Source organism: Bacillus sp. FJAT-42315 (genome assembly GCF_002797375.1).
Classification (GTDB): Bacteria; Bacillota; Bacilli; order Bacillales; family Domibacillaceae; genus Bacillus_CE.
On record NZ_KZ454941.1, the window covers coordinates 2,574,773 to 2,587,925 of the forward strand.

General features: G+C 38.8%; 11 protein-coding genes. 2 read left to right on the forward strand and 9 right to left on the reverse strand.

The window, feature by feature from the left end; genetic code table 11:
- The 6 genes from ctaG to cyoE all read right to left on the reverse strand — a co-directional run bounded on the left by ctaG (nucleotide 1) and on the right by cyoE (nucleotide 5,960).
- Nucleotides 1-912, reverse strand: a complete 912-nt coding sequence (ctaG, locus tag CEF22_RS12595; RefSeq protein ID WP_100403136.1) for a cytochrome c oxidase assembly factor CtaG — start codon at nucleotides 910-912, stop codon at nucleotides 1-3.
- 161 nt (nucleotides 913-1,073) lie between these two features.
- Complete coding sequence (ctaF, locus tag CEF22_RS12600; RefSeq protein ID WP_095479793.1) at nucleotides 1,074-1,406, reverse strand: cytochrome c oxidase subunit IVB; 333 nt, start codon at nucleotides 1,404-1,406, stop codon at nucleotides 1,074-1,076.
- Nucleotides 1,407-1,409: 3 nt separating this feature from the next.
- The gene (locus CEF22_RS12605) at nucleotides 1,410-2,039 is read right to left on the reverse strand and encodes a cytochrome (ubi)quinol oxidase subunit III (protein ID WP_100403137.1); all 630 of its coding nucleotides are present in this window, start codon (nucleotides 2,037-2,039) and stop codon (nucleotides 1,410-1,412) included.
- Nucleotides 2,039-3,910, reverse strand: coding sequence for a cytochrome c oxidase subunit I (gene ctaD, locus CEF22_RS12610; protein WP_095479791.1), 1,872 nt, complete (start codon nucleotides 3,908-3,910; stop codon nucleotides 2,039-2,041). The genes CEF22_RS12605 and ctaD overlap by 1 nt, the downstream gene beginning before the upstream one ends.
- 27 nt (nucleotides 3,911-3,937) lie before the next feature.
- Nucleotides 3,938-5,017: a cytochrome c oxidase subunit II gene (gene coxB, locus CEF22_RS12615; protein WP_100403138.1), complete on the reverse strand. Its 1,080-nt coding sequence runs from the start codon at nucleotides 5,015-5,017 to the stop codon at nucleotides 3,938-3,940.
- 88 nt (nucleotides 5,018-5,105) lie between these two features.
- Nucleotides 5,106-5,960 carry a heme o synthase gene (gene cyoE, locus CEF22_RS12620; RefSeq protein WP_232726203.1) on the reverse strand — a complete coding sequence of 285 codons (855 nt, stop codon included), beginning with the start codon at nucleotides 5,958-5,960 and terminating at the stop codon, nucleotides 5,106-5,108.
- A 455-nt stretch (nucleotides 5,961-6,415) separates the two neighbouring features.
- On the opposite strand from cyoE, the gene CEF22_RS12625 reads away from it, so the two are divergent.
- Nucleotides 6,416-7,324, forward strand: a complete 909-nt coding sequence (locus CEF22_RS12625) for a COX15/CtaA family protein (protein WP_095479788.1) — start codon at nucleotides 6,416-6,418, stop codon at nucleotides 7,322-7,324.
- Nucleotides 7,325-7,364: 40 nt separating this feature from the next.
- On the opposite strand, the gene pyc is transcribed toward CEF22_RS12625, so the two are convergent.
- The 3 genes from pyc to CEF22_RS12640 form a co-directional block, all read right to left on the reverse strand.
- Complete coding sequence (gene pyc / locus CEF22_RS12630; protein WP_198508066.1) at nucleotides 7,365-10,802, reverse strand: pyruvate carboxylase; 3,438 nt, start codon at nucleotides 10,800-10,802, stop codon at nucleotides 7,365-7,367.
- Between the two features lie 93 nt (nucleotides 10,803-10,895).
- Nucleotides 10,896-12,047, reverse strand: a complete 1,152-nt coding sequence (locus CEF22_RS12635) for an FtsW/RodA/SpoVE family cell cycle protein (protein ID WP_100403140.1) — start codon at nucleotides 12,045-12,047, stop codon at nucleotides 10,896-10,898.
- A 103-nt stretch (nucleotides 12,048-12,150) separates the two neighbouring features.
- On the reverse strand, nucleotides 12,151-12,432 hold the full coding sequence (locus CEF22_RS12640) for an Fpa/YlaN family protein (RefSeq protein WP_100403141.1): 282 nt from the start codon (nucleotides 12,430-12,432) through the stop codon (nucleotides 12,151-12,153).
- 161 nt (nucleotides 12,433-12,593) lie between these two features.
- On the opposite strand from CEF22_RS12640, the gene CEF22_RS12645 reads away from it, so the two are divergent.
- Nucleotides 12,594-13,094 (forward strand): hypothetical protein, encoded by a 501-nt coding sequence (locus CEF22_RS12645; protein WP_100403142.1) that lies wholly within the window; start codon nucleotides 12,594-12,596, stop codon nucleotides 13,092-13,094.
- Nucleotides 13,095-13,153 lie beyond the last annotated feature (59 nt).

A 13,153-nucleotide genomic window follows, 5' to 3' on the forward strand; every position in this document is an offset into this window, starting at 1 on the left:
TTACTTAATCAAATTAGATTGATGACGAGCCAATGCTTCTTGCGTAATCGTCTCTTCATCGCGTTGCTCTTTTCGATACCATTCAAAAAAGACAATAGCCAGAATATAGCCATAAACAATCTCTTGAATGATTTTCATAATAATACCGCCGAGTTGTTGATCTTCAACGACAGGCATGTTTGAAAACAATTCAGGTCCACTTAAGTTTAGCCCTTGCAATGTCGTTACCGGTACACATAGCTCCATTGCTTTCAGCCAAGAACCGGCATCACTATATGTCGCATATAGCGGCGTAGAAGCAAAGATAATTAAAGCACAAGCTGGAGTGAGTAAAATTCCATTAGCAAAAATATAGCCTACTTTTCTAATACCAGCTAGTTGTTTTCTGTTTGGCATTTCATTAACTAATGGCCACCACATAAAGATAGCGAAAATAAACAAAATAAATGTGTATAAGCCATGAAGTGTTTCACTCATTTTAATATAATCAAAAATCAAAGGGATATGGTAAAACGAAAACATCCCATTAAAAAAAATTAACGCAACAAGTGGCTTTGTAAACAAACGAAATACGTTTTTAATCACAGGTAACTCAATAACCACTTTCCAAACCCACCATGGTATTGCTTTAATGAGAAGTGGTGGAACAACTAAATAAAGAACAGCCATTTGAACCATATGATAAGAAAACATAATATGGCCTAGTAAGTCAACAGGAGAGCCTTTGACAGCATATAATACAAGGATCGCCGTTACAAATAGACCTGCTTGACGTTTTGTTAACGGTTCACTTTCTTTAAAATCCTTTCTCCATTTCACCGTTATTAAGAAAAACAAAACAGAAATGAAGGCTAGCACAAGCATAAACAAAGGACTCCATAAAGATTGAAATCCAAAAATCCCAATTGGCATTATTTATTCACCTCGATCATTTTTGAGAGATGCCCTATTAATGATTATACCTTTCTCCTTGCTACCTATCAATGTTAGCAATTGACAAGTTGATGACATTATATAAGTAAAACAATGACCGCACAAATCAAAAAGCCAGCCCCTAGAGGCTAGCTTTCTCATTAAATCCATACAACCGTTACAAATGCTAAAACTGTCACAAACGCTATAGTTATAGCCGACCACAAGAAAAGGGACGGTGCTTCATGACCTTTATGACTCATATGCATGAAATAATATAATTGAAACGCTACTTGAACACATGCAAGTAAAAGGATAAATGGAACGATAAACCATTTAGAAAAACCTGCTGCAACAGCTACAAATGCAACGACTGTAAAGAAAATCATTAAAGTAAAAGTTACGACTTGCATTCTCATTTCTTCAGCATTTTTTTTACGTCGGTATTCGTAATCAACTCTTGGGTTGCTTGAATTTGATTGATTATTTACCATCAATTATCCCACCATTCCCATTAAGTATACTACAGTGAAGATAAAGACCCAAACAACGTCAATGAAGTGCCAGTAAAGACTAGCTAAATAAAACTTAGGTGCGTTGTATAGACTTAATCCACGCTTTGCGTTACGAACCATTAAAATAATAATCCATGATAAACCGAAGATTACGTGGGCTCCATGGAAACCGACTAATGTGTAAAAGGCTGAACCGAATGCGCTGCTTGTGAATGTGTGATTATACTCATGGTAGTAATGATTAAATTCGTAAATCTCACAACCTAAAAAGGCTAAACCAAGAAGAACTGTGAACAATAACCAAGCTTGCATGCGCTTGAAGTTATAGTTTTTCATATGATACATCGCAAACACGCTCGTTAACGAGCTCGTTAATAACAACATGGTCATAACGAATACTAAAGGTAATTCAAAAAGATCTTTTGCTAACACGTGATCTGGGCTTGGAACTTTATCTTTTAACGCAAGATAGGTTGCGAAGAGAGAAGCGAATAAAACCGTCTCCCCTCCTAGAAAGAACCAAAAACCAAGAAATTTATTTTTCCCTTCAAGGGTCGCTTGCTCAGGTGATTCTGGCCAAGTTTGGGGTGTGAATTTTTCTTCAACTTGCATTATGCCTTAACCCCCTTATCTTTCTCATCCATTAAATCTTCTTTATGGATATGGAATCCATGATCGTCTTTCACTGAACGATAGAACATAGATAGGAATGTAACGGCTAATCCAGCAATTAACACTGGAAGCGCCCATGGTTTGTCATCTACATGGTACATTGCTCCGAAAGAAGCGATGAATAAACCAAGAGAAATCATAAATGGTACGAATGATCCGTTAGGCATATGGATATCACCAAGTGGTTCAGCTGGTGTAATCCCTTTATTACCTTCCATCTTTTCAATCCAATAAGTATCTAACCCACGAACAAGTGGTGTTTGTTTAAAGTTGTAGAACGGCGGTGGTGAAGCGATTGCCCACTCAAGTGTACGTCCATCTTCCCAAGGGTCGTTTCCAACTTTTTCGTTTTTCACAGATGTCACCACAACGTTGAATAATAACACGATAACACCCGCTGCCATGAATGCTGCTCCTATTGAACTAACAAAGTTTCCTGTGTCAAGTCCTTGACCAGGTAAGAACGTCCAAACACGACGTGGCATCCCCATTAAACCTAAGAAATGTTGAATAAAGAACGTTAAATGGAAACCAGTGAAGAATAGAACAAACGTCACTTTTCCTAACTTTTCATTTAACATTGTTCCAAACATTTTCGGCCAATAGAAATGAGTTGCTGCTAATAACGCTAACACAACTCCACCGACAATTACGTAGTGGAAGTGAGCTACGATAAAGTATGAATCATGATATTGATAATCCGCTGGTGCTGCTGCCTGCATAACTCCTGTTACCCCACCGGCAACGAAAGACGGAATAAATGCTACAGCGTATAGCATTGGCGTAGTGAAGCGAATACTACCGCCCCAAATTGTTAATAACCAGTTAAAGATCTTAATTCCGGTAGGAACAGCAATCGCCATCGTAGCTACCGCGAAGATCGCATTGGCTACAGGACCCATACCAGTTGTAAACATATGGTGAGCCCATACCATGAATCCTAAGAAACCGATTAATACAGTTGCGAATACCATAGAAGAATATCCGAACAAACGCTTTCTTGAAAACGTTGAGAAAATCTCAGAGAAAATACCGAAAGCCGGTAAAATTAGAATATACACTTCAGGGTGACCAAAAATCCAGAAGAAATGCTCCCAGATGATTGTGTTACCACCAGCTGCTACATTAAAGAAGTTAGAACCGAATAGACGGTCAAACATTAACATGAACATACCGACTGTTAACGGTGGGAATGCGAATAAAATCAATGCAGACGCCACAAATGTTGTCCATGTGAATAAAGGCATTCTCATGTAAGTCATACCAGGAGCACGCATATTAATAATCGTAACAAGGAAGTTAATCCCCCCGATTAACGTACCAAAACCTGATACCTGTAAACCTAGAACATAGAAGTCTATTCCGTGTCCTTCCGATGCAAGTGATAAAGAGGCATAAGATGTCCAACCTGCATCAGGAGCTCCACCAAGGAACCATGATAGGTTTAAGAATACTCCTCCGAAGAAGAATAGCCAAAAGCCCAATGAATTTAAGAATGGGAACGCTACGTCACGAGCCCCAATTTGAAGTGGCACAACCGCGTTCATAAATGCGAATAGTAATGGCATAGCCGCTAAGAAGATCATGGTTGTTCCATGCATAGTCAGAAGTTCATTAAATAAACCCGCACTCACAAAATCATTGTTTGGTTTAGCAAGCTGAATCCGAATCATCATGGCTTCAACGCCACCCATGAGGAAGAAGATACCGCCTGCAATTAAGTAAAGAATCGCAATTTTCTTATGGTCAACCGTAGTTAAATAATCCCAAATCGTAGCTGCGAAACCTCGTTTTTGCGCAATGGTACTCAACGATTTTACCTCCTTTTTGATCGTTTATTAATCTTGTACTTTCAAGCTCATTAAGTATGCTGCTAGTTGATCTAGCTCATCTTCAGATAACTCTTCATATGTGCCTGTCATTTTGTTACCAGGCTTATATTTCTCAGGATCGCGAATCCAGTTTTTCAACTCTTCCTCGTTATGCTCTAAAATACCAGCAACGCGAGAACGCTCTCCAAATGTCGCTAAGTTCGGAGCAAGTCTCGCTTGTTCCGGACGTGCATCTTGTGGAGTAACGGCATGACAGCTCAAACAGTTTTGTTTGAAAAGCTCTTGACCTTTTGCTGCTGTAGCATCAGTCGGTGTCTCTTCTTTCGCTGTTTTCATGTCATCCATCCACTGCTTAAATTCGTCCTGTGGAATCGCTTTTACTTTGAAGTCCATTAAAGCATGTGAAGGACCGCAAAGCTCCGCACATTTACCATAGAAAAGGTTTTGTGCATCCTTAGACTTCTCGCTGTCAAACTCAAGCCAAAATTGGTTAACGTTATCTACGTTCGTATCCATCTTTCCACCTGCTGCAGGAATCCAGAATGAATGCTTAACGTCAGATGCTTTTAAATTAAAGTAAACTTTTTGGTCAGTTGGCACGACTAAATCTTGACCAGTAACTACCTTTTGATCTGGGTATTCAAACTCCCACCAGTACAAGCTTGCACGTACGTTTACAACAAGTGCATCGCGCTCGCCCTTTGCATTTTTCTTATCCATTTCCTTTACATCTGCAAGGTCAAAAGTTGCTTTAACTGTTGGCACTGCAAGAACTAAAAGAAGGATAATCGGAATAACAGTCCAAATAATTTCCAACAAATGACTGCCTTCTACCTGTTTAGGCATTTTGTTTTCGTCGCCTTTTTTACGACGGAAGCGGAAAATAGCGATAATAAAGATAACAAAAACTACTAAAATTACAGCAACCATGATGATCGTACTCAAAAGCATTAAATCATATTGTTTTTGAGCAACTTCTCCGCCCGGTACTAGTGCGGAAAGAAACGGTTCACCACAGCCGGACAGAACAAGCGCCAATGCGGTAAACACCGAGAAAAGACGCCATTTAGTTAGCCTATCTCTCATAGCTTAATTAAACCCCTCTTTCTTCTGAATTCTAAAATGAACATGAGCTTATATATGGATTTCTTTAACAAGAAAGAATTCCCCTCTTTTATATGACAGTTAAAATAACCATCGCCACAAACATAATAGTTAAATATTGCAAAGAATAAACAAACATTAGCTTGGCCCATTTTAGATCATCTTTCATTTTATATCCAGCCAATCCAAGAGCAAGCCAGCCAATATTTAAAACCGTTGCTAAAGCAATAAAGACATTTCCAAGTGGCGCCATAAAAAACGGAAGTGGTAATAGGGCTAATACCCAAATCACCATGTGGCGTTTTGTTGTTGAGAACCCTTTCACTACTGGTAGCATCGGTATATTGGCTGCTCGATATTCCTCACAACGTTTCATAGCCAACGCATAAAAATGCGGAGGTTGCCAGATGAACATGATTAAAAATAGCATCCATGCAATAATATCTAAATTCGGGTCTACAGCAGCCCAGCCAATTAATGGCGGTACAGCGCCAGAAATGCTTCCGACAACGGTATTGCTAACATGTCTCCTCTTGGACCACATAGAGTAAAGGACTACATAACTAAATACTCCGACCAGTCCAATCATACCCGCTGTGAACGTCGTTAAAAATAACAAAGTCGTTCCAACAATAATAAACGCTAACCCTATTGACATGACTTTTGGAAAACTAATCTTGCCTGTTACAGTTGGTCGGTCTTTCGTTCGTTCCATCAACGGATCGATATCGCGATCAATAAAATTGTTTAAGCTTGCAGATCCAGCAATGATCAATGCTGAACCGAGCAATGTATAAAAAACCGTGTCTAGCTGTGTTAAAAAATGTAAGCCATTAAACTCAAAAGCGAGCCACATTCCTGTAAAGATCGTGATTACATTTGAATTGACAATTCCTATTTTGATTAATGCAAGAAAATCTCTCATCGCTGTCGTCTCTGGCAGTGGAGTTTTCCCCACTGTTGTTGAGGCACGTGACACCCAATTCCCCCCCTCTCACTAGAGAAACAAAAGCCTTCCCACCTCTAATATAAATGATTGAGCTCTCGTTTTCTACACCGTGTGACAGTTTTCTCATTTTTCAAAAACGCCTATCAATTCAATATTAAAACATATCTATCCATTTTTTTGTGAATACATATTGAACTAATTATGTCGAATTTGTGTCCGGTAATCAAGTACTATTTCTATCATTTTTGTTTTATTAGATAATAAATAACAAGACTGGGCTATAGATGCCAAGGAAAAATGGTTAATTTGTCCCGTTAAGCATAACATTTTCATAAAAATTTACAAGTTGTCTTTTACCACTATCTTCTGTATTATCGAGAAGATATATTCTTTTTATTCAAAAAGTTAATTTTACATAAGTAGGTGATCACATGCAACGCTCGCTAAAATGGTTAGCGATATTAACAACGTTCGGTATGCTTCTTGTACTACTTGGGGGCGCTCTAGTCACGAAAACAGACTCCGGGCTTGGTTGCGGACGAGAATGGCCGCTTTGCCACGGGCAAATTATTCCTGATAACATAACCATTGAAACGATTATTGAGTTAGCACACCGACTCGTTTCAGGTGTAGTTGGATTACTGGTACTGGCACTTTCTGTCGCTTCTTGGCGAATGATCGGGCATAAAAGAGAAACAAAATTCCTTGCGTTCTTATCTTTCTTCTTTTTAGTCGCTCAAGGGTTAATCGGAGCTGCTGCTGTTCTTTGGGGACAATCTGACTTTGTTCTTGCTTTGCATTTTGGTATTTCACTCATTTCTTTTGCAGCTGTTCTTCTGTTAACACTTTTAATCTTTGAAGTTGATCAAAAATTTGATGCTTCCTCTGTTGTTATTGACAAACGAATGAAATGGCACACGATTGGAGTCACTCTATATAGTTATCTAGTCGTTTATACGGGAGCTCTTGTCCGTCATACAGACGCTAGCCTCACTTGTCCCGACTGGCCGTTCTGCGTAAACAGTGCACCGGGGCTTTCACTCAATATGTATCAATGGATTCAAATGGGGCATCGATTAGCAGCAGGGCTAATCTTTGTTTGGATTACTTACATTACTTTTGTCGCTGTAAAAAATTATAAACATCAACGTGTGATCTACTGGGGCTGGATTATCGCTTTTCTATTAGTTCTTCTACAAGTCATTGCAGGAGCTTTCATCATTTATACTCGATTAAATCTGTATATCGCCTTAGCTCACGCATTATTTATTTCCTGTTTATTTGGGTTGTTATGTTACTTTATTCTTTTAATATCGAGAAGCAAATTAAATGAAAAATAACGCAAAATGCAGTAGGCTGTTGCCTACTGCATTTTGTATGTTATTTTTCTAATTCAATTAGTAAATCACCTGTTGAAATCGCTTCACCGTTTTGTACGTAAATATTTTTCACAACACCTGTAAACGGCGCTTGAACAGTTGTTTCCATTTTCATCGCTTCAGTGATCATCAAATGATCTCCGTGATTGACCTTTTCACCTTTTTCTGCAATCACTTTAATCACCGTTCCAGGCATAGTCGCTGCAATATGGCTTTCGTTTTTAGGATCAGCTTTTATTTTCGATGCAACGGCCGATTTCACACTTTCATCCTTAACCACAACTTCACGAGGCTGACCATTCAACTCAAAGTAGACGACACGCGTTCCATCCGCCTGTGGTTGTCCAATCGAAACAAGCTTCACAATTAGTGTTTTTCCTGTTTCAATCTCCACTTCAATTTCTTCCCCAAGTCGCATGCCATACAGAAACGTTGGTGTATCAAGTTTGGATACATCCCCAAATTGATCAATCGTTTTTGTGTAATCCACAAAGACTTTCGGATATAATGCGTAAGCAATGACATCTTGACTGGTCACCTGACGTCCCAATTCCTGCGTAAGTTGCTGATGAAGGGCGTCAAAATCGACAGCTTTCAACAATTCCCCCGGACGAACAGTGATTGGTGCTTTTCCTTTTAATATCACTTGTTGAAGTTGCTTAGGAAATCCTCCATAAGGCTGTCCTAAGTAACCTTCAAACAACTCAATAACAGAGTCTGGGAAATCCATTTTCTCTCCCTTTGTCAGTACATCTTCTTCGGACAAATCATTTTGGACCATGAACAGAGCCATATCCCCGACAACTTTAGAAGATGGAGTGACTTTGACAATATCTCCACACATTAAGTTGACTCGGCTGTACATATCTTTTACTTCTTCCCAACGTTCGCCAAGACCCACTGCTTTTGCTTGCTGCTGTAGGTTACTGTATTGTCCACCAGGCATTTCGTGCTTGTAGATCTCTGTATGAGGAGCTAACATACCGCTTTCGAAATCGTGATAATATTTACGAACACCTTCCCAATATTGAGATAGCTGCTCAAGTGCGTCAATATTAACAGTCGGTTCTCTATCTGTTCCTTTAAGCGCGTACTTAAGCGTGCTTGCACTTGGTTGGGATGTTAATCCTGCCATCGTACTTAACGCCACATCGACGATATCTACACCGGCTTCGATCGCTTTTGCATACATATAAATTCCATTTCCGCTCGTATCATGTGTATGAAGATGGATCGGAATATCAACCGTTTCTTTCAATTCAGAAATTAATCGATAAGCTGATTGCGGCTTTAATAGGCCTGCCATATCTTTAATGCCAAGAATGTGAGCTCCTTGATTCTCTAATTCTTTCGCCATCGCTTTGTAATAATCAATATCGTATTTTGTACGAGTTGGATCATCAATATCACCAGTATAGCAAATAGACGCCTCTGCAATTTTTCCTGTTTGACGAACAGCGTCAATAGCTACTTCCATCCCTCTAACCCAGTTTAAACTATCGAATATTCTGAATACATCAATTCCAGAATCAGCTGATTGGGTCACGAATTCACGAATCACATTATCCGGATAGTTCGTATAGCCGACGGCATTTGACGCACGAAGAAGCATTTGGAATAATACATTTGGAATTTGCTGTCTTAATGTGATCAGACGTTTCCAAGGGTCCTCTTTCAAGAAGCGGTAGGACACATCAAATGTGGCGCCTCCCCACATTTCCATAGAAAATAAATCAGGAAGTAATTTAGCTGTCGGTTCCGCAATATGCGTTAAATCATTTGTTCTCACACGCGTCGCTAATAGAGACTGATGAGCATCGCGGAACGTTGTGTCCGTTAACAGCACTTCAGGGCGAGATTTGACCCAGTCTACTAATCCATCTGCACCTTTTTCATCCAAAATTTGCTTCGTACCTGGAGTGGTAGGCTCAGAATATTTCACTTTCGGCATAAAAGGTTTTTCAAATACAGGCTTTTTCTTCTTCTCGATTCCTGGAAAGCCATTAATTGTTACATTCCCGATATAGCTAAGCATTTTTGTCCCGCGATCTAATCTTTTCGAGAAGCTGAACAATTCAGGTGTTGTATCGATAAAAGACGTATCATAATTCCCTGTCACAAAGTTCTCATGACGCATCACATTTTCTAAAAATGGAATGTTCGTTTTAATCCCTCGAATTCGGAATTCCTGCAGGTTACGAACCATTTTCGAAGCCGCTTGCTCAAAAGAAAGTGCCCAAGTAGAAACTTTGACTAAAAGTGAATCGTAATAAGGAGTAATGACTGCTCCTTGAAATCCATTCCCAGCGTCTAGACGTACACCGAAACCTCCGCCAGAACGATAGGCCATAATTTTACCCGTATCAGGCATGAATCCATTTAACGGATCTTCTGTCGTCACACGAGATTGAATGGCATACCCATGAGTAACAATCTCTTCTTGAACAGGAATTCCCACTTTTTTACTATGAAGAGCATGTCCTTCCGCAATCAAAATTTGCGATTGCACAATGTCAATGCCGGTAATCATTTCGGTAATTGTATGCTCTACTTGCACACGAGGGTTCACTTCGATAAAGTAAAACTCCTCTCCTGCTACAAGAAATTCGACTGTCCCTGCGTTTAAGTAATCTACATTTTTCATCAGCTTAACAGCCGCATCACAAATGCGATTTCTCAACTCAGCAGATATTGATACACAAGGTGCTACTTCCACTACTTTTTGATGACGTCTTTGTACAGAGCAATCTCTCTCATACAAGTGAACGATATTCCCATCATTATCGCCTAAAATTTGCACTTCAATATGCTTAGGGTTTTCAACAAATTTCTCCACATATACTTCACTGTTTCCAAAAGCAGCCTTCGCTTCTGATCGAGCTCGGTCAAACGCCTCTTTCACTTCATCGACGCTTCTTACAATACGCATGCCGCGTCCGCCACCGCCTAAAGCCGCTTTAATCATCAATGGAAAACCGAACTTCTTACCAAATTTCACTACTTCCTCAAGGCTATCTACTGATCCATCTGTTCCTGGAATCACTGGGATGTCGGCAAGTTGAGCTTGCATTCTTGCCTTTACTTTATCACCAAACATATCTAAATGCTTGGATTTAGGGCCGATGAAAATGATCCCCTCTTCTTCGCAACGTTTCGCAAATTCAATATTTTCAGATAAAAATCCATAGCCTGGGTGAATGGCATCTACTTCTGCTTGCTTAGCAATTTCAATAATGCCCTCAATGTCTAAATACGCATCGATCGGCTTTTTCCCTTCACCAACTAAATAAGCCTCATCCGCTTTGTAACGATGATAAGAACCCGAATCTTCTTTTGAATAAACGGCTACAGTGCGAATATGTAGCTCTGTACAAGCACGAAACACACGGATCGCAATTTCTCCTCGGTTCGCAACCAGTACTTTACTGATTTGTCTCATAATCATCTCTCCCCTATTAAGCAAATAAATATATATAAAAAGGTTCAATAAATTGAACCTTTTTATTTCGAAATCACGGCTTGTTTACAACTATTATTTTCTGTAAAAACTTTCAAATCTATTAAACATAGAAATGTTAACTAATATACCCATAGAAATAGCGAGCAACATAAGGGACGTCCCACCATAACTAATAAACGGAAGAGTCACTCCAGTGATCGGAATCAACCCACACACCCCTCCAAGGTTAATACCAGCTTGGATGGCAATCATACTGGAAATACCAACTGCCATCATCGAGCCAAATGGGTCTTTACATTTTATAGAAACGTAAATTCCTTTCAAAACAATAAAGCTTAATCCACCAAGGACAAAGATCACACCAAACACACCTAGTTCTTCAGCAATAACAGCCATAATAAAGTCAGTATGAGGCTCAGGTAAATAGCCAAGTTTTTGTACACTTTGTCCAAGGCCGGATCCAGTTACTCCACCTGAACCAATCGCGAGATAAGAATTGACCAGTTGATAGCCATCACTTTCTTCATGCTTAAATGGATCAAAATGTCCGGTAAAGCGGCTGATTTTTTCGTCTGTGAAAATTTGATCTTTTTTCCAGATTACCATAGGAGAAAGAATGACGGCAATCATTAAACCTAAAACAATTAGTTTCCACATACTTTTAAATTTCATACCTGAGGAAACGATAATTGTACACCCGATAAGAAATATAATAAACGCTGTACCGAAGTCAGGTTGAACAGCGATCACCATACAAGTAACTACTAGAAATACAATAGGAGGAATAACTCCTTTGTTAAATGAATTAATATACTTTTGTTTTTTCGCATAGACAGCTGACATATAGATAATAATTACCAACTTAGCAAACTCAGCTGGCTGAATACTCAGCCCACCTAAACGAAACCAACTTTGGGCATTATTTGTTGTTTTTCCGAAAAACAAAAGAGAAATCAAAACAGCGAGAATACCAAACAAACTAATAAATAAAAATTTACTATTTCTATAAGCTTTATATGGAAATGCTGCTGTAACAATGAAAAGAACCATAGAAAGAAGTAAAAAGATTTTTTGTCTACTGTAAAAATGATCGCTTGCATAGTCATATTTTTGGACAGCGACTACAGAGCTCGCACTATAAATCATCGTTAATCCAAAAAGACATAATAAAACAAATACAGCAATTAAAGAATAATCATAAGATTTAAGAATTTTTTTCCACATAAACCTTCACCTCATCCCTTTTACATCTTACTATCATTGGGATGTATTATTTTATGTAAAAAAACTCAAACATGGAAAATATCCGTTTGAGTTTCTTTCACGTTTATTTTTCAGTAGATGCCTCGTGGAGAGCCGATAATTCTCTTTCTAAAGAATCAATCAACTCTTTTCCATCTTGTTCATCAACTAGTCCTAAACGTATGGCAAAATCTATTTCACGGGATAAGCCAAACATTTGAGTATCAAGCACTTCCTCATAAAGAGGACATTGGGGCATCGTTAAGTTGTCCATTTGAACTTTAATGAGGCGCAAAATCTTTTCTGCGTCTGCTTCTAATAGAGAGTAGGCTTTTTCCCTGTGATCGACTTTCATTTCAGACGCCATTTGTACACTCCCCCTATTCCGTGCAATGGATTAGCTATAATTTAAAATTCTATCGTTAATCGGATTATTTTGCAAGGAATTTTGTATTTGTCTCCTGACAAGAAAACAATTAAGAGCTATACTTTACTTTGAACAACCAATACACGCAAGGAGGAAACACAGTGGAAAACATTATGCCCATTTACGGAAAAGTGAAATTTTCTGTGACATTAGATCCAGGTGTATGGATTTTTGACGATCGTCGGATTGATTTAGATACATATTTTGATACGAACGAAACCGAAAGCCTTTCCGAAGAAGAAGAATACACAAAAAATATTTCTCAGTTTTGGGATAAAGAAATTCGTGAAGGAGCGATTTCACCACCTACGATCAAATCAGAGAAGAAATTTCTAAAAGAACAAATACTAAATGGGACTTTCGCTATACCATTTGAACCTTTTTTAAAAAATGCGGAGCCAAACGAAGAAGCGACTATGATCATCATTGAAACTGAAAATGGTGAAGAACGACTCCCATTACATAACGCAAACAATATGTTGTTAGCTTTTTCGAAACAGGGAAAACCACTTCGAGAAGACGGTCCTGTTCATGTGTTATATAAAGATGGCTCTAATCGTGAACATCCAATTCGTCGTGTAAAAGCCTTTCGAATTGATTAATCATCAGCGAACTTTTGGAACAATACTTCCTATTTAAAAATCCCATTATTTCTCTGCGC

Coding starts and splice junctions, on each gene's coding strand:
- ctaG (WP_100403136.1), bottom strand. CDS start 912: ATGCCAATTGGGATTTTTGGATTTCAATCTTTATGGAGTCCTTTGTTT.
- ctaF (WP_095479793.1), bottom strand. CDS start 1,406: ATGGTAAATAATCAATCAAATTCAAGCAACCCAAGAGTTGATTACGAA.
- CEF22_RS12605 (WP_100403137.1), bottom strand. CDS start 2,039: ATGCAAGTTGAAGAAAAATTCACACCCCAAACTTGGCCAGAATCACCT.
- coxB (WP_100403138.1), bottom strand. CDS start 5,017: ATGAGAGATAGGCTAACTAAATGGCGTCTTTTCTCGGTGTTTACCGCA.
- cyoE (WP_232726203.1), bottom strand. CDS start 5,960: ATGAGAGATTTTCTTGCATTAATCAAAATAGGAATTGTCAATTCAAAT.
- CEF22_RS12625 (WP_095479788.1), top strand. CDS start 6,416: ATGCAACGCTCGCTAAAATGGTTAGCGATATTAACAACGTTCGGTATG.
- pyc (WP_198508066.1), bottom strand. CDS start 10,802: ATGAGACAAATCAGTAAAGTACTGGTTGCGAACCGAGGAGAAATTGCG.
- CEF22_RS12635 (WP_100403140.1), bottom strand. CDS start 12,047: ATGTGGAAAAAAATTCTTAAATCTTATGATTATTCTTTAATTGCTGTA.
- CEF22_RS12640 (WP_100403141.1), bottom strand. CDS start 12,432: ATGGCGTCTGAAATGAAAGTCGATCACAGGGAAAAAGCCTACTCTCTA.